The sequence below is a fragment of the Allobosea sp. genome (genome assembly GCF_035999205.1).
In the GTDB taxonomy this organism is placed as follows: Bacteria; Pseudomonadota; Alphaproteobacteria; order Rhizobiales; family Beijerinckiaceae; genus Allobosea.
Genome location: NZ_DASYHA010000025.1, coordinates 528,131 through 543,746 on the forward strand (window position 1 = coordinate 528,131; position 15,616 = coordinate 543,746).

Here is a 15,616-nt window from a genome sequence, read left to right on the forward strand (position 1 = left end):
AAGCGGCAGGTCAAGATGGCGGTCAGAGAGGCGGTCTCGCGGCCGCACCGAACCCGAAGGGGCCGCATGTCATGGCCGAGGCAGCGCCGTCTCCGGCAGCCCACCATCTCGTCGTCGTGGGCGCAGGTTTTGCCGGTCTGCAGCTCGTGCGCGATCTCAAGGGGGCGGGCCTGCGGATCACCCTGATCGATCAGCGCAACCATCATCTCTTCCAGCCGCTGCTCTATCAGGTCGCGACCACGATCCTCGCCACCTCCGAGATCGCCTGGCCGATCCGGAGGTTGTTCCGGGAGCGTGAGGACGTCACGACGCTGCTGGCCGAGGTCACGGGCGTCGATGCCGGTGGTCGGCAGGTCCTGCTCTCCGACAGCTCGACCATCGCCTACGACACGCTGGTTCTCGCCACCGGCGCGCGGCACTCCTATTTCGGCCGCGACGAATGGGAGGCTCTGGCGCCCGGGCTGAAGACGCTGGAGGACGCGACGACGATCCGGCGCCGGATGCTGCTCGCCTTCGAGCAGGCCGAGCGCGAGAGTGACCCTGCCGCACAGCAGGCGCTTCTGACCTTTGCCGTGATCGGAGCCGGGCCGACCGGCGTCGAACTCGCCGGCATCATCGCCGAACTCGCCAAGGAGGTCCTCTGGCAGGAGTTCCGCCATATCGACACGCGCAAGGCGCGGATCCTCCTGATCGAGGCGGGGCCGCGGGTTCTGGCCGCGTTCCCCGCATCGTTGTCGGATTATGCGAAGGCGGCGCTCGACAGGCTCGGCGTCGAGGTCCTGCTGGGGCGGCCGGTCTCCGACATCCGTACGGACGGGGTGACGATCGGCGAGGAGTTCGTCGGCTGCCGCACGGTCGTCTGGGCAGCCGGCGTCGCCGCCTCGCCCGCGGCCGCCTGGCTCGGCACGCCGGCGGACCGGGCCGGACGCGCCACTGTCGATGCGAACCTCAACGCGCCGGGACGACCGGAGATCTTCGTGATCGGCGACACCGCCGCTGTCCCGACGGCCGACGGCCAGCCGGTTCCCGGCATCGCGCCCGCCGCCAAGCAGCAAGGCGCCCATGTCGGCCGCGTCATCCGCGCGAGGCTGGCGGGCCAGCCGGCCCCGCCGCCTTTCCGCTATCGCCACCAGGGCAATCTCGCGACCATCGGCAAGAGCGCGGCGGTGGTGGATTTCGGCTGGCTGCAGCTGCGTGGCTGGATCGCCTGGTGGTTTTGGGGCATCGCCCACATCTTCTTCCTGATCGGCGCGCGCAGCCGCGTCGCGGTGGCCTGGAGCTGGTTCTGGACCTTCATCTCGGGCCAGCACAGCGCAAGGCTGATCACGCAGGGGCGGAAGGCACCCGACCCGAAGCCTTGAGGGTCACCTCGCCAGCAGCCCGAGGGCCCGCTCGATGCGCGAACAGGCGCCACGCGCCCTCGCCTTGTCATAAGCGCGCCTGAGCCGGCCGGTGGCGTGAGCACGCAGCACGATCTCGTGGACATAGCTCTTGCGCACCACGGCGGGCGTGTTGACCAGCCGCTCGGAGATCGCCCGCATGATGTCGGCGAGCTGGCGCTTCCGGCCGGTTTCGGTCGCGACGACCTCGCCCGCCAACAGAAGCTCCGCCGCAGCGGCATTGGCGGCGAGCATGCGCAGGTCCTTGCTGCTCACAGGCAGGCCGGTGACGCGTTTGAGATAGGCGTTGATCTCGCCGGCCCTGACCTCGGCGACGCTGCCATCCTCGCGGCGATATTGCAGCAGGCGGCGGCCCGGTAGAGCCATCACACGGGTCAGGGCGCGCGCCAGCGTCCGATCCTCATGGGCGCAGGCTATCTGCTTGCCGCTCTTTCCCTTGAAGGCGAGTTCGACACGCGCGCCGGTCACGGCGACGTGGCGCTTCAGAAGCGTAGAGGCGCCGTGGCTGCCATTGGCCCTGGCGTAGGCCTCATTGCCGACGCGGATATGGCAATGGTCGATGATCGCGGCGGCGCAGGCGAGCGCTTTGTCATGCGTCAGGTTCCGGTCCTTGAGATCCCTGGCGACGGCCGCCCGCAGCTTCGGCAACGCGTCGATCAGGCATTTCAGACGCTTGAGCTTGCGGCGCTCGCGGACCTTCTCCCAATCCGGATGGTAGCGATGCTGGACGCGGCCGGCTTCGTCATGGCCGACCGCCTGGAGATGCGCACGCGGATCGGCGGCGATGCGGACGCCGACATAGGCTGGCGGGATGGCGAGCTTGCGAATGCGGGCGAGCGTCGCCGGATCGGCGATGCGATGCCCCTCCCCGTCGCGATAGGAGAAGCCCTTGCCAGACCTGCGGCGCGTGATGGTCAGGCTGGTCGCTGAACTGTGTCTCAGCCGCCCCGTCGAGGGCGACACCGGGGCTGGATCGGTTTCATCGAAGATGACGCGCGCCATGACTGGAACTCCGGGATTGCCCGGATTCAATCGCAAGAAGCCCCGCCCGGTTCCGGACGGGGCTTCGTTTCTTTCCTGCGATGGCGGTAGGCCGCCGTCTCAGCGCTTGGCGCGGGCCACGATCTGCGTCGGGTTGACGAAGCGCAGCGCGATCAGCAGCCAGACCAGCGTCGTGATCATGTAGATCACCGCCATGGCGTCGATCGACTGAACCGCACGCACGCCCGCCGCGAAGACCGCGTAGTAGAGCGCGACGACCAGCGTCTGGCTCGTCGGGCCGGCCGTGAGGAAGGTCAGCTCGAACATCGCGATGGTGCGGACCAGCACGAGCAGCAGCGCCGCCAGGATGCCCGGCGCCAGCAGCGGCAGCAGGATATGGATGAAGAGCTTGAAGGTGTTGGCGCCGAAGACGCGCGCCGCCGCCTCGATCTTGGTGTCGATCTGCTCGATGAACGGAATCATCACCAGGATGACGAAGGGCACCGTCGGCACGAGATTGGCGAGCACAACGCCCGACATCTGCCCGGCGAGGCCCGCCTTGTACAGCACTGTCGCCAGCGGAATGCCGAAGGTGATCGGCGGGACCAGGAGCGGCAGCAGGAAGAGCAGCATGATCAGCTTCTTGCCGGGGAAGTCGCGACGGGCCAGCGCATAGGCGGCCGGCACGCCGATCAGCCCCGAGAGGAAGACCACGAGGAAGACGATCTGGAAGGTGACCGAGAGCACGTCGTAGAGCTGGAACTCGTCCCAGGCGGAGGAGTACCAGCGCGTGGTCCAGCCAGCCGGCAGCCAGGTGCCGAGCCAGCGCGTGGCGAAGGAGCTCGTCACCACGGTCGCGATCATCCCGAACAGGTTCAGGATGAAGAAGGCGATCACGGCCCAGTTGGCGAAGGCCCAGAGACGGGTCGAAAGGCGGGTGTCCTTGACCATCGGATCAACCCTTTCCGCCGCCGGCAGGGCCGCGATAAAGCAGGCCGCGTGCCGCCAGAACCGCAACGACGATCGAGAGCTGGACGACGCCCATGATCATCGCGACGGCCGAGGCCATCGAATAATCATACTCCTCGAAAGCCGCCTGATAGGCCGCGATCGAGATCACGCGCGTCGGCCCAGCCGGAGCACCGAGCAGGACCGCCGACGGAAAGACCGAGAAGGCCTGCACGAAGGAGAGGCAGAAGGTGATGGCAAGGCCCGGCAGCAGGAGCGGCAACAGGATATGCTTGAAGCGCTGCCAGGGGCCTGCGCCCAGCGTCGCGCCGGCCTGCTCGAGCGCCGGATCGACGCCCGAGAGATAGGACAGCGTCAGAAGGAAGGTGAAGGGGAAGCCGGTGATGACCAGCGAGATCATCACGCCCCAGTAGTTGTGCAGCAGCTTGACCGGCGACGAGATCAGCCCCGCGGTCATCAGGGCGCGGTTGAACCAGCCCTGCGGGCCGAGATAGTTCAGCAATCCCTGCGCGACCAGCACGGTGCCGAGCGTGATCGGGATCACCAGGATCGTGGTCAGCAGGCGCTGATGCTTCATCAGGCGGACGCGGAAGGCGATCGGGATCGCCATCAGCAGCGTCGCGATCGTGACCGGCAAGGCGAGCCAGAGCGTCGTGGAAATCGTGCCGTACAGGAACGAATCCGAGAAGAAGCGCTGATAGTTGGCGAACGCGCCCCCCGCCTTCGGCGTGAAGGACAGGAACAGCCCGTAGAAGAACGGGTAGATGAACAGCGCGAGCGAGAAGAACACCGCTGGCAAAACCAGCAGAGTCAGCCCGTCTAGCCCGCGCGCAGCGAGCTTCTGGCTCAGCGGAATGGAGGGAGCCGAGCCGGTCACGCCGCATCCCCGTAGACGAGGACGCGATCGGGCTCCGCCGCCAGCGTGACTTCCTCTCCCGGTGCCAGCTTGTCATGGGCGAGGAAGGAGAGGTCCGTGCCATCGGCCATGCGGGCGAAGCCGACGAATTCGCGGCCGCGGAACTCGGTCGAGATGACCTGTGCCTTGAGGCCCGCGCCCCCGGCCGCAACCGGGTGAAGATCCTCGGGGCGAATCGCAACATGGGTGGCGGCGCCCGGCGCGATGGCATGACGCGCCCGGCCGACGATCTGAGCCTCGCCGACCGCGACCGTGGCATGCCCGCCGGCGACCGAAACGGCGCGGCCGGCGACCTTGTTGCGGAAGCCCATGAACTCGGCGACGTCGAGATGGTCCGGCCGCGAGAACAGATCCTCCGGCGCTCCGACCTGGCGCACCTGCCCGTCGCGCATCACCACGATGCGGTCTGCCAGTGACAGCGCCTCTTCCTGGTCGTGCGTCACATAGATGGTCGTAGCGCCCAGCGTGTTGTGGATGCGGCGGATTTCGGCGCGCATCTCGAGGCGCAGCTTGGCATCGAGATTGGAGAGCGGCTCATCCATCAGCACCAGCGGCGGCTCGACGACGATGGCACGCGCGATGGCGACGCGCTGCTGCTGGCCGCCGGAGAGCTGGCCGGGCAGCTTCTCGGTCTGGCCCTGGAGCCGGACCAGCGCCACGGCCTCGGCGACGCGGCGCTCGATCTCGGACTTGGCGACGCCGCGCATCTTCAGGCCGAAGCCAATGTTCTTGGTCACGCTCATATGCGGGAACAGGGCGTAGTTCTGAAACACCATGCCGAAGCCGCGTTCTTCCGGCCGCAGAGGGTCGATGCGCTTGTCGTCGAGCCAGATGCCGCCACCGGTGGCGGGCAAGAGGCCGGCGATGATGTTCAGGGTCGTCGATTTGCCGCAGCCGGACGGGCCCAGAAGAGCGATGAACTCGCCCTTGCCGATCGTCAGCGAGACGTCCTTCAACGCGTTGTGGGTGCCGAAATCCCGGCTCAGGCGATCGAGCCGGAGCTCATTGAAAGAGGCTGCGTGAATCGTCATGGCCACCGCGTGTTGAAGTCTCGATTCAAGGTCCGGTCGGGGGCAGCCCTCATCGGGTTGCCCCCGGTCGATTCATTCGACCGCGCAGGATCGCTTGCGCAGCGTCACTTGTACAATGATCACTTGGATCACTTGCGCTTGGCGCCGCCGACCTGCTCGTCCCAGATGCGGAACGCGACGACCATCTTTTCGGGATCGAGCGGCGTCTGGAGCGGGTTGTCGGCGATCAGCTTCTCGTATTCGGGCCGGCCGAACTCCTTGATCGCCGCCTGGCTCTCGAGCGGGGCCATGTCGAGGGTCACGCCCTTCACCGCCGGGCCCGGATAGAAATAGCCCTCGTCATAGGTATAGGCCTGCTGCTCCTTGGTCAGGAGGAAGTTCATCAGGTCGATGAGGACGGCGAGCTTCTCGTCCGAGACGCCCTTGGGGATGCACATGTAATGCGCGTCCGTGACCCAGTGGAAACCCTTCAGCGCGGCGATCTTCGCTTCCTTGGGCACGACGCCGAGGACGCGCGGGTTGATGTCCCAGCCCGTCGTCGTCACGGTCATGTCGCGCGAGCCGTCGCCGAGTTCCTTCATCGTCGCGCCGGTGCCGCCGGGATAGTACTCGATGTTCTCGCCCAGTGCCTTGAGATAGGCCCAGGTCTTGTCCCAGCCCTTGACGGGATCCTTGGGGTCGGAATCGCCGAGCAGATAGGGCAGGCCCATCATCCAGGTGCGGCCGGGGCCGGAATTGGCCGGGCGCGGATAGATGAAGCGGTTCTTGTTCTCGCGCGTCCAGGCCAGCAGCTCTTCGGCCGTGGTCGGGACTGTCTTGACCTTGGCCGGCATGTATTCGAGCAGCGGGCCCGACGGGTAATAGGTGACGACGACGCCCTGCCCGCTGGCGAGAGCCTGCATCTTGGCGGCGCCTTCGAGAAAGATTTCGTCGAGCTTCGGGAGGCTGCCGGAGAGCTGCGGCAGCAGCGGCACCCAGAGCTTCTGATCGACGCCGGCCGACAGCGCGTCCGTTCCGGTCAGCACCATGTCGATGTCGACGCGGCCGGCATCCTGCTGCGCCTTGATCTTGCCGGGCAGCTCGGGCGACGGCGCCTTGGTGAAGACGATGCGCGAGACCAGGTTGGGCTTGGCCTTGCGGTAGTTCTCGATCGCCTTCTGAGTCAGCGCCAGATTGCCGGCGACGTCGACGATCGACAGGACGACCGGGGATGTCGGCAGCTTGAGTTGCTGGGCGAAGACGGAAGACGCATGCGCCGCGCCGGCGAGGCCCGCGACGCCGCCGATGAATGCACGCCGATTGATGCTGCTCTGGACCATGACCTCTCCTCCGATGACGCGGATTTTCCGCTTTGTTCTTGTTGATCGAGCTGCGGGCATCGCTTCAGGATGCCGTCTCGACGGCTCCGTGACTCGCGCCGATTGACGCGACCCCGGAATAGTCGGTATCCTAGTATACTAGTCGACCAGAGCTTGGCAATGGGCATCCCCGCAGCGCGTCAGAGCACCGATCAGATCCATCGCCTGTTGCGAGGTGACATCCTCGCAGCGGTGCTGCGCCCGGGCGAGGCGATGTCGGAGGCGCGCATGGCCGTGCGTTTCGGCGTCAGCCGCACGCCGGTGCGCGAGGCCTTCAAGCGCCTCGTCGAGGAGGGCTTCCTGATGGTGGTGCCGCAGGTCGGCACCTTCGTCGCGCCGATCGATCTCGCCGCCGTGCATGACAGCCAGTTCGTCCGCGAGACGCTGGAATGCCGGACGGTCGCGCTGGCCGCCCGCCATGCCGACGCGGCGGGCAAGGCCGCACTGGAGCAGAACGTACGACAGCAGGAGCGCGATCTTGCCGCCGGCGACCGGGCGGCCTTCTTCCGCCATGACGAGGCCTTCCATGCCGAGCTGGCGAAGCTGGCCGGCCACCCTTCCGTGTGGAGCCTGATCGAGGGCGTCAAGGCGCAGCTCGACCGCGTCCGCTGCCTTTCCCTCGACAGCGCGGCCTGGCCCAACATGATCCTGACCCAGCACCGCGAGATCCTGCATTACGTCGTCACCGGTGACGAGGCAGGCGCGGAAGCGGCCATGCGGGCGCATCTGCGCACCGTCTTCGACGCGATCGAGACGATCGCACGTGACCAGGTCGATGCCTTCGCCGGCAGCGCCACCCCTGCCCGGCTCGACTGACGGCCAGGCTGCACCATACCAAGCCCACAGAACAAGAAACCCGGAGGACACGCGACCATGACCCATTCTCTGACGGAACGGGCATCCTGATGGAACAGAGCTGGCGCTGGTTCGGCCCCGACGACGTGGTGACGCTCGCGCAGGCCCGGCAGGCCGGGGCTCGCGGCATCGTCAACGCCCTGCACCAGATTCCCTATGGCGTGGTCTGGAGCGTGGCGGAGATCGAGGCCCGCAAGGCGATCATCGGCGCGGATGCGAGCCTCGGGCTGCGCTGGAACGTGGTCGAGAGCCTGCCGATCCATGAGACGGTGAAGATCGGCGAGGGCGATCTCGAACCGATCTTCGAGAACTACCGCCAGTCGCTGCGCAACCTCGCCGCCTGCGGGCTCGAGGTGGTCTGCTACAACTTCATGCCGGTGCTCGACTGGACGCGCACCGAGCTGGCCTACCGGCTGCCCGGCGGCGGCACGGCGCTACGCTTCAACATCCACGAATACGTCGCCTTCGACCATTTCATGCTGCAACGTCCCGGTGCTGCCGACGGGCATTCGGCGGATGTGATGGACCGCGCCAAGGCCTGGTTCGAGCGCTCCTCGGAGGCCGATCGCGACCGGCTGCTCGCCAACATCATGGCCGGGCTGCCCGGCGCCTATGACCGCTACGACGTGCCGGGCCTGAAGCGCATGCTGGAGCGCTATCACGGCATGAGCCACGAGGAGCTCCGCGCCAATCTCAAGCGCTTCCTCGAAGCCGTGATCCCGACGGCCGAGGAAGTCGGCATCCGGATGTGCATCCACCCGGACGACCCGCCGCGCCCACTCTTCGGCCTGCCGCGCATCTGCTCGGACGAGAACGACATCGCCTTCATCCTCAACGCGGTCGACCGGCCGGCGAACGGGTTGACGTTGTGCTCGGGCTCGCTCGGCGCCAATCCGAAGAACGACGTGCCGTGTATCGCGCGGCGCTTCGCGGACCGGATCTGGTTCGCGCATCTGCGCAATGTCGCGAAGGACGCGGATGGCTCCTTCATGGAGGCGGAGCATCTCGGCGGCGACACGGACATGGTGGCCCTGGTCGAGGTGCTGCTCGCGGAGGAGCAGCGCCGCAAGGCCGCCGGCCTCGCCCATTGGCAGATCCCGATGCGCCCGGACCACGGCCACGAGCTGCTCGACGATCTCGGCAAGGGCTCGTTCCCGGGCTACCCGGCGGTCGGGCGCCTGCGCGGGCTTGCGGAACTGCGCGGAGTGATGACGGCAGTCAGTTCCCTGCGCGGCTACGCCGCCTGAGCAGCCGCCGACGCTCCCGCCAGGATGCGCTGGTCCGCCAGATGGGCCAGCCTACCACCGACAATGGTCGCGACCACGCGTGGTTGCGGCCCCTCATCGACCAGCACGAGATCGGCACGCATGCCGGGCGCAATCGCACCGCGATCGGCGAGCCCGAGCGCCATGGCCGGAGCCTGCGAGACCAACCGCCAGGCGTCCGGAAGGCTCGCCGAGCCGTTTCCGGCCAGGATGAAGGGCGCGAGCGGCAGAGACGGGTAGTAGTAGTCCGAGGCGAGGATGCTGCAGAGGCCCTCGCGGACCATCTCTTCCGCGCCCGGACAGCCGAGATGCGACCCGCCGCGAACAACGTTCGGCGCGCCGAAGACGATGGCCTCGCCTGCGGCCGACGCCTCCCGCGCCGTCTCGACGGTCAGCGGGAACTCGGCCACGCCAACGCCGAGGGCGCGGTAGTCGCGCCGCATGGCGGGCGAAGCGTCATCATGCGAGAGCATCGGCACGCCGGCATTGCGCGCAGCCTGAGCGATCCGCGCGACAGAGGCGGGGACCTCATCGCCGCGATCGAAGACCTGCCGGGCCAGCGCCATGAAGTCCGCATCGGACAAGCCCGTGCGCTCGGCCATCTTGGCGATCTTCCCGGCACGGACGGCGCCCTTGAAAATTGCCGGGGTGTGATCGTTGAAGGCGAGAACGCCGATGCGGCCGCTGCCGAGCCAGTCGAAAATCTCGGCTTCGGCCTCAAGATTGAAGATCTCGTGGCGAAGATGGAAGCGCGTATCGGCACCGAGCCGGGGCCGCAGGCGTTCGAGCGCGGCGACCAGCGCGCGCGCATTGCCGGCGCCCCGCAGGCCTGGCTCCCAGGACCATGTCACGCCATGAAAGGCCGTGGTGATGCCACAGGCCAGCATCGCCCTGTCAGCGTCGCGCAGGGCGACATCGATGTCGAAGGAAACGCCCGGTCGCGGCATGATATGGCGCTCGAAGGCATCGCCATGGATATCGACGATTCCGGGCAGCACGAGCAGGCCGGTCGCATCGAGCCGCAGCGCCACGGCCGGCGCCGAGCCATCGATGGCCGCAATGGCAGAGCCCTGCGTCGTCAGATCGGCAAAGGCGAACTCGGCCCCCAGAACCTTGCCGCCGGTAATGTGAAGCGCCACGCCGATCTCCCGTGTTCGATCAAGCGAGCGCGAGTGCAGGCGCAGCATGACAGGAAGATGACGGGCGCGACGCGCTCTCCGACCTGCCCTTCTCCGCCCGCAGGCGGAAAAGGGCATAGATCACACCTCAGTACACATCCGCCTGATAGCGCCCGGCTTTCTTCAGCGCGGCGACATAGGCGACAGCCTCGTCGGGCGAGCGCTTGCCATGCTCGGCGACGACATCGACCATGGCGCGCTCGACATCCTTGGCCATGCGCTTGGCATCGCCGCAGACGTAGAAATGCGCGCCCTGCTCGAGCCAGGCGTAGAGTTCCGAGCCACGCTCGCGCATGCGGTCCTGGACGTAGATTTTCTCCTTGCCGTCGCGCGACCAGGCCAGGGTCAGGCCAGTGAGGACGCCCTCCTCCTTCATCGCCGTCAGCTCGTCCTCGTAGAAGAAGTCGCTGGCCCGGCGCTGATGGCCGAAGAAGAGCCAGTTCTTGCCGGGCGCCTTCGTAGCCTTTCGGTCGTGCAGGAAGGCGCGGAAGGGCGCGACGCCGGTGCCGGGGCCGCACATGATGACCGGCGTCTGCGGGTCAGCAGGCAGGCCGAAGCCGTGGGCGCGCTGGACATAGACCGGCACCTTGTCGCCGGGCTGGACGCGCTCGGCCAGAAAAGTCGAGGCCACGCCCCAGCGTGGCCGGCTGCCGATCCTGTAGCGCACCGCATCGACAGTCAGGGTGATGCGGCCGGGCGTGGCGATGCAGGAGGACGAGATCGAGTAGAGCCGCGGCTGCAGCGGATCGAGCGCCTCGACGAAGGCTTCGGCCGAAAGCCGCGCGCTGCCGAACTTGTGCAGCGTACCGAGCACGTCGAGCCGGTCGAGATCACCATCGGGATCCTCCCCTGCCGCCAGCCGCTTGGCCTTGGCGCGCGTTTCACCGCCGGTGACGTAGGAGATCAGCTGGAACAGCGCATCCGGCGCTGGCCCGAGCGCGCGCTCGGCGATCAGCGCCTGGCGCAGCGTCATACCGCCGACATCGGCGTCGGGGCGCGCGCCGAGCAGCGCGATCACCGCATCGACGAGGCGCGGATCGTTCTGCGCGACAATGCCAAAGGCGTCGCCGACGATATAGTCGAGCCCACATTCCGAGAGATCGAACTCGACATGCCAGGTCTCCTTCTCCGAGCCTTCGCCGTTGAGCTTACGGCGCGACAGGAAGGTCGCCATGGCCGGGTTCTCGCGGCAGCGCCCCAGAGGACCGAGCGGCTCAGCGGTGGCGGGCTCAGCCGGCGCGGCGGCGGGCAACGAACCGCCCTCATCAACCAGCGTCTTCAACATCCGCAGCGTGTCCTTGCCGCCCGGCGCACAGAGGTTGAGGCGCGGCTCCTTGCCCTCGGCGATCGCAGCCGAATAAGTCTCGCAGACATAACCGCACTGGCCGCAATCCTGCTGCGCCATCGCGGCGTAGAGCTTGCGCGGCAGGGGCCTGCCCTCGGCCAGCTTCATGCGCTCGGCCATCTCCATCGACGGATCGTGCCAGGGCGCGCCGTCATCGGCCTCGCCCATCACGGCGGCGTTCTCGGCCGGCGAGAGCGCGGTGACACCGGCATTGTCGAGCGAGAGCAGGCCGGCGAAGAAGCCGTTCAGCCAGGAGCGCTGCTCCTCGCTGAAGGGCGCTGTCTCGGGCAGGACCTGGACGATGGGGGATGGGGTCTGGACGGTCATGCCGCGTCTCCCGTCTGCGCGACGAGCGCCTGCAGCGCCCCGATCTCGTGGCGGCGCGCGAAGGCGACGAAGCTTTCGTCAGGCGTGGCGCGATGCTCCTGCCAGGTACGCAGGATCGCCTCGACCAGCGCCGGCGCATCCTCAGCCTTCACATCGGTGCGGAATTCCCGGCCGATGCCGCCCTCGACGCCAAAGCCGCCGCCGACGAAGACGTGGTAGCCCGGCACCGTGTCGCCCTCTTCGCTGACCGGAACCTTGGCGCCGATCAGGCCGAGATCCCCGATATAGTGCTGGGCGCAGGAGTTGTGGCAGCCGGTCAGGTGGATGTTGACAGGCGTATCAAGCGTGATGCGCGGCTCGCAATGGGCGGCGATGGCGAGCGCGTCCTCCTTGGTGTGCGCGCCAGCGAATTTGCAGCCCGTGGCGCCCGTGCAGGCGATCAACCCGGCGCGCAGGATCGAGGTCTCGGCGGAAAGGCCGATGGCTTTCAGATTGGCGATGACGTCCTCGACCTTGCCGTCCGGCACGCCGGAGATCAGCAGGTTCTGCCAGACGGTGAGGCGGATATCGCCATCGCCGCAGGCCTGCGAGATCGAGGCGATGACGCGCATCTGCTGGACGGTGAGCTTGCCGACCGGAAGCGCAACGCCGACCCAATTCAGGCCAGCCTGCGACTGGGCATGCACGCCGATATGGCCAAGGCGGTCATAGACCGGGCGGGCCTTGACGAAGGCTGCGTCGAGCCGGATGAGCTTGCGGCCGAGCTTCTCCTCGACCGCGTCCAAGAACTTCTCGAAACCCCAGGCGTCGAGGACGTATTTCAGGCGGGACTTGTTGCGGTCGGTGCGGTTGCCGTTGGCGATGAAGACGCGGACGATCGCATCCGAAACCGCGATAGCGTCCGAGGGAGCGACGATGACGCCGGTGTCGCGGGCTAGGTCCTTGTGGCCGGTGATGCCGCCGAGGGCGAGGCGATACCAGATGCCGGGCTCTACGGCAGCGCCCTCAAAGACCGCGCCGTCGCCTACCTCGATCGCCTGGAAGCCGATGTCGTTGGTGTCCTCCAGCGTCGCGATCGAGCCCGCACCGTCGAAGGCGACGTTGAACTTGCGCGGCAGGCCGTAGAGCGAGCGATCGTTCAGGATGTGGTGGTGCCAGGCGCGGGCGTCCGGGCGCGTGTCGAGCAGTTCGAGCGGGTCGATGCCGGCCGTGGCGGAGCCCGTGACGTTGCGGATGTTGTCGGCGCCGGAGCCCTTGGCGGTGAGGCCGAGATCGGCGAGGCCTTCCAGCAGCGCGGCCGCGTTCTCGGCTGGAATCTCGCGCACCTGCAGATTGGCGCGCGTGGTAACATGTGAATACGGGCCGCAAAGCTTCTCGGCGAGGTCAGCGACGCCCGCGAACTGCCAGGCCTTCAGGATGCCGTTGGGAATGCGCAGCCGGCACATATAGCTGTTCTGCGCCGGGGCCACGTAGAACAGGCCGTGATAGCGCCAGCGGAAATTATCCTCCGGCTTCGGATAGATGCCGGCATTGGCCTGGTCCTTGAAGCGGGCATAGGCGTCGAAGGGGTGCTCGGCCGCCTTCCACTTCTCCTGGTCCACGAGCTTGCCGCCGGCCGCGACAGTCTTGGCCTGCGCCTCCGCGTGCTCCCGGTCGGGACCGCTAGGCTTGCCCGAGCCGCCTGCGCCGGACACGCCGCCGAGCGGACCTAAGCCCCGCGCGGTGCGGGCCGACTGCATGCCGCTCATGAAGCCTTCCAGATAGCGCTTCTGATCGGGGGTGAAATCTTCGCTCATGATGTTTTGCTCTCGGCTGACGGATCAGGCCGTTGTGGTCTGGCCGGCGGCCGCGATCATCGCGCCGGACAAGGTGCCGTAGGCGCTGGTCCAGGCGTCCCGGACGGCCGGCGTGAAGCCGTCGCCGAGCCCCTGCTCCAGCGTCCAGAGCAGTGCGGCGCCGACGGGCACGTAATGGGCGGCGGTCACACCGTAGTCGTTGTGCTTGACCGCCAGAGCGTTCACCGCCGGCATCAGCGCCGGCAGGTCGTCGAGCCCCTTCACCACGACGGCGAGCGTGCCCATCAGCTTGCGGCCCTGCTCCTTCATGTCGCTCGCCTTGAACAGCGGGCGAACCTCGGGAGCGATCTCGAACAGGCGGCCGTAGAACAAGGCGGCGGCCTGCTCGGCTATGGGGGCGACCTTGGAGAAGCTCGCCTTGATCTCGGAAACCTGTTCGGGGGTCATGGCCGGCTTCCTCAAGCGGCTTCGACGAAGCGGTGGCGCTCGTAGAGGAACTTCAGCACCGCCTCGCGGGCAGCGATGTAGGTCCGGTCGGAGACCAGTTCGAGGCGCTTGCGCGGGCGCTCCAACCGCACGTCGAGCACCTCGCCGATGCGGGCGGACGGCCCGTTCGTCATCATCACGATGCGGTCCGAGAGCAGCACGGCCTCGTCGACGTCATGGGTGATCATGATCATCGTGTTCCCGAGCGTGGCGTGGATCTGCATGATCGAATCCTGCAGATGGGCGCGGGTCAGCGCGTCGAGCGCGCCGAAGGGCTCGTCGAGCAGCAAGATTTTCGGCTCCATGGCGAGGCCGCGCGCGATGCCGACGCGCTGCTTCATGCCGCCCGAGATCTCGCCCGGGCGCTTGTCCTTGGCATGGGCCATCTGGACCAGCTCGAGATTGTGCATGATCCAGCCATGCCTCTCGGCCCGGCTCTTGGTGGCGCCGAAGACCTTGTTCACGGCGAGCGCGACATTGTCGTAGACGGTGAGCCAGGGCAGCAGCGAGTGGTTCTGGAAGACGACCGCGCGATCGGGCCCCGGCGCGTTGACCTCCTTGCCCTCGAGCAGGATGCCGCCCGTCGTGACCGGGGTCAGCCCGGCGATGATGTTCAGAAGGGTCGACTTGCCACAGCCGGAATGGCCGATGACCGAGACATATTCGCCCTTGTCGATGACGAGGTTGATGTCCTTCAGCACTTCCGTGGTCGCAGCGCCGCGCTGGAAGCGTTTGTCGACGTGGTCAATCTTGAGATAGCTCATCTGCGCCTCCTCAGTTGCTGAGCGTGCCGCGGGTGACGATGGTGCCGACGAAGGCGACGAGGCGGTCGAGCAGGAAGCCGACCACGCCGATGTAGACGAGCGCCACGATGATGTCGGACAGGCGCGACGAGTTCCACGCATCCCAGATGAAGAAGCCGATGCCGACGCCGCCGGTGAGCATTTCCGCCGCGACGATGGCGAGCCAGGACAGGCCGACGCCGATCCGCAGGCCAGTAAAGATGTAGGGCGCGGCCGAGGGCACCATGATCTTGAAGAAGAATTCGACCTGGTTCAGCCGGAGCACCTGCGCGACGTTGCGGTAGTCCTGCGGGATGTTGCGGATGCCGACGGCCGTGTTGATGATCACCGGCCAGATCGCGGTGATGAAGATGACAAAGATCGCCGAGGGCTGGCTGTCGCGGAAAGCCGCGAGCGAAAGCGGCAGCCACGCCAGCGGCGGCACCGTGCGCAGCACCTGGAAGACCGGATCGAGCCCGCGCATCGCCCAGACCGACTGGCCGACGACGGCGCCAAGCAGCACACCGACCACGGCCGCGAGGCTGAAGCCGATGGCGACGCGCTGGAGCGAGACCAGGATGCGCCAGCCGAGCCCGATATCCTGCGAGCCCGCCCAATAGAACGGCTCGATGATCAGGTCCTTGGCCTCCTCCCAGATCTTGGTCGGGGGTGGCAGCGAGGATTGCGGGCCAGACGCCGCGATCTGCCAGAACAGCGCGATCAGAGCGACCGTCACCAGCGGCGGCAGGACGTTGACCAGCACCGCCCTGAACCAGGGCAGCAGGCGCTGGCTCAACGGCTTGCGCGCCGGCGCGGGCAACGGCACGACACCGGGCTTGGCGCCCGGCAAGGCAACGACGGTTGCTCCCGCCGTCGCTTCCTTCAAGACAGCCTGACCCATCGGGCCCTCCTCTGGTTGCTGGTTCC

Annotated in this window: 14 protein-coding genes; 3 read left to right on the forward strand and 11 right to left on the reverse strand. The window is 67.3% G+C overall.

The annotated features are described in order from the left end of the window. Window positions 1–71: 71 nt before the first annotated feature. Entirely contained in the window at window positions 72–1,361 is a 1,290-nt protein-coding gene (locus VGN82_RS17935) for an NAD(P)/FAD-dependent oxidoreductase (RefSeq protein WP_327528399.1), read from the forward strand. Between the two features lie 3 nt (window positions 1,362–1,364). Here the strand turns inward: VGN82_RS17935 and VGN82_RS17940 are convergent, their stop codons facing one another. From VGN82_RS17940 to VGN82_RS17960, 5 genes are all read right to left on the reverse strand, one after another. Then, on the reverse strand, window positions 1,365–2,402 hold the full coding sequence (locus tag VGN82_RS17940) for a DNA topoisomerase IB (protein ID WP_327528400.1): 1,038 nt from the start codon (window positions 2,400–2,402) through the stop codon (window positions 1,365–1,367). 99 nt (window positions 2,403–2,501) lie between these two features. After that, window positions 2,502–3,332 (reverse strand): ABC transporter permease, encoded by an 831-nt coding sequence (locus tag VGN82_RS17945; RefSeq protein WP_327528401.1) that lies wholly within the window; start codon window positions 3,330–3,332, stop codon window positions 2,502–2,504. Window positions 3,333–3,336: 4 nt separating this feature from the next. Continuing rightward, the gene (locus tag VGN82_RS17950; protein ID WP_327528402.1) at window positions 3,337–4,227 is read right to left on the reverse strand and encodes an ABC transporter permease; all 891 of its coding nucleotides are present in this window, start codon (window positions 4,225–4,227) and stop codon (window positions 3,337–3,339) included. After that, a complete protein-coding gene (locus VGN82_RS17955; protein WP_414644320.1) occupies window positions 4,224–5,297 on the reverse strand; it encodes an ABC transporter ATP-binding protein in 1,074 nt (357 codons plus the stop codon). Before VGN82_RS17955 ends, VGN82_RS17950 begins: the two co-directional genes overlap by 4 nt. 128 nt (window positions 5,298–5,425) lie before the next feature. Next, window positions 5,426–6,616, reverse strand: a complete 1,191-nt coding sequence (locus VGN82_RS17960; RefSeq protein ID WP_327528403.1) for an ABC transporter substrate-binding protein — start codon at window positions 6,614–6,616, stop codon at window positions 5,426–5,428. Between the two features lie 159 nt (window positions 6,617–6,775). Between VGN82_RS17960 and VGN82_RS17965 the strand changes: the two genes are divergently transcribed. Together VGN82_RS17965 and uxuA are read left to right on the forward strand one after the other, a co-directional pair. Continuing rightward, window positions 6,776–7,471 (forward strand): GntR family transcriptional regulator, encoded by a 696-nt coding sequence (locus VGN82_RS17965; RefSeq protein ID WP_327528404.1) that lies wholly within the window; start codon window positions 6,776–6,778, stop codon window positions 7,469–7,471. 89 nt (window positions 7,472–7,560) lie between these two features. Continuing rightward, window positions 7,561–8,757 carry a mannonate dehydratase gene (gene uxuA, locus VGN82_RS17970; protein ID WP_327528405.1) on the forward strand — a complete coding sequence of 399 codons (1,197 nt, stop codon included), beginning with the start codon at window positions 7,561–7,563 and terminating at the stop codon, window positions 8,755–8,757. Here uxuA and VGN82_RS17975 read toward each other — a convergent pair. The 6 genes from VGN82_RS17975 to ntrB form a co-directional block, all read right to left on the reverse strand. Beyond that, window positions 8,745–9,962 (reverse strand): alpha-D-ribose 1-methylphosphonate 5-triphosphate diphosphatase, encoded by a 1,218-nt coding sequence (locus VGN82_RS17975; RefSeq protein ID WP_414644321.1) that lies wholly within the window; start codon window positions 9,960–9,962, stop codon window positions 8,745–8,747. The two genes, uxuA and VGN82_RS17975, sit on opposite strands and share 13 nt — an antisense overlap. Window positions 9,963–10,041: 79 nt before the next feature. Next, the gene (locus VGN82_RS17980) at window positions 10,042–11,625 is read right to left on the reverse strand and encodes a sulfite reductase subunit alpha (protein ID WP_327528407.1); all 1,584 of its coding nucleotides are present in this window, start codon (window positions 11,623–11,625) and stop codon (window positions 10,042–10,044) included. Further along, window positions 11,622–13,421, reverse strand: a complete 1,800-nt coding sequence (locus VGN82_RS17985) for a NirA family protein (RefSeq protein ID WP_327528408.1) — start codon at window positions 13,419–13,421, stop codon at window positions 11,622–11,624. Before VGN82_RS17985 ends, VGN82_RS17980 begins: the two co-directional genes overlap by 4 nt. Before the next feature lie 24 nt (window positions 13,422–13,445). Further along, window positions 13,446–13,868 carry a globin family protein gene (locus VGN82_RS17990; RefSeq protein WP_327528409.1) on the reverse strand — a complete coding sequence of 141 codons (423 nt, stop codon included), beginning with the start codon at window positions 13,866–13,868 and terminating at the stop codon, window positions 13,446–13,448. An 11-nt stretch (window positions 13,869–13,879) separates the two neighbouring features. Beyond that, window positions 13,880–14,671: an ABC transporter ATP-binding protein gene (locus tag VGN82_RS17995; protein ID WP_327528410.1), complete on the reverse strand. Its 792-nt coding sequence runs from the start codon at window positions 14,669–14,671 to the stop codon at window positions 13,880–13,882. 10 nt (window positions 14,672–14,681) lie between these two features. Next, the gene (ntrB, locus tag VGN82_RS18000; RefSeq protein ID WP_327528411.1) at window positions 14,682–15,590 is read right to left on the reverse strand and encodes a nitrate ABC transporter permease; all 909 of its coding nucleotides are present in this window, start codon (window positions 15,588–15,590) and stop codon (window positions 14,682–14,684) included. Between the last annotated feature and the right edge of the window lie 26 nt (window positions 15,591–15,616).

Excerpts from the sequence above, each read along its gene's own strand:
- VGN82_RS17985 (WP_327528408.1), bottom strand. The coding sequence starts at position 13,421 with ATGAGCGAAGATTTCACCCCCGATCAGAAGCGCTATCTGGAAGGCTTC.
- ntrB (WP_327528411.1), bottom strand. The coding sequence starts at position 15,590 with ATGGGTCAGGCTGTCTTGAAGGAAGCGACGGCGGGAGCAACCGTCGTT.
- uxuA (WP_327528405.1), top strand. The coding sequence starts at position 7,561 with ATGGAACAGAGCTGGCGCTGGTTCGGCCCCGACGACGTGGTGACGCTC.
- VGN82_RS17975 (WP_414644321.1), bottom strand. The coding sequence starts at position 9,962 with ATGCTGCGCCTGCACTCGCGCTCGCTTGATCGAACACGGGAGATCGGC.
- VGN82_RS17990 (WP_327528409.1), bottom strand. The coding sequence starts at position 13,868 with ATGACCCCCGAACAGGTTTCCGAGATCAAGGCGAGCTTCTCCAAGGTC.
- VGN82_RS17955 (WP_414644320.1), bottom strand. The coding sequence starts at position 5,297 with ATGACGATTCACGCAGCCTCTTTCAATGAGCTCCGGCTCGATCGCCTG.
- VGN82_RS17960 (WP_327528403.1), bottom strand. The coding sequence starts at position 6,616 with ATGGTCCAGAGCAGCATCAATCGGCGTGCATTCATCGGCGGCGTCGCG.
- VGN82_RS17945 (WP_327528401.1), bottom strand. The coding sequence starts at position 3,332 with ATGGTCAAGGACACCCGCCTTTCGACCCGTCTCTGGGCCTTCGCCAAC.
- VGN82_RS17995 (WP_327528410.1), bottom strand. The coding sequence starts at position 14,671 with ATGAGCTATCTCAAGATTGACCACGTCGACAAACGCTTCCAGCGCGGC.
- VGN82_RS17980 (WP_327528407.1), bottom strand. The coding sequence starts at position 11,625 with ATGACCGTCCAGACCCCATCCCCCATCGTCCAGGTCCTGCCCGAGACA.
- VGN82_RS17935 (WP_327528399.1), top strand. The coding sequence starts at position 72 with ATGGCCGAGGCAGCGCCGTCTCCGGCAGCCCACCATCTCGTCGTCGTG.
- VGN82_RS17965 (WP_327528404.1), top strand. The coding sequence starts at position 6,776 with ATGGGCATCCCCGCAGCGCGTCAGAGCACCGATCAGATCCATCGCCTG.
- VGN82_RS17940 (WP_327528400.1), bottom strand. The coding sequence starts at position 2,402 with ATGGCGCGCGTCATCTTCGATGAAACCGATCCAGCCCCGGTGTCGCCC.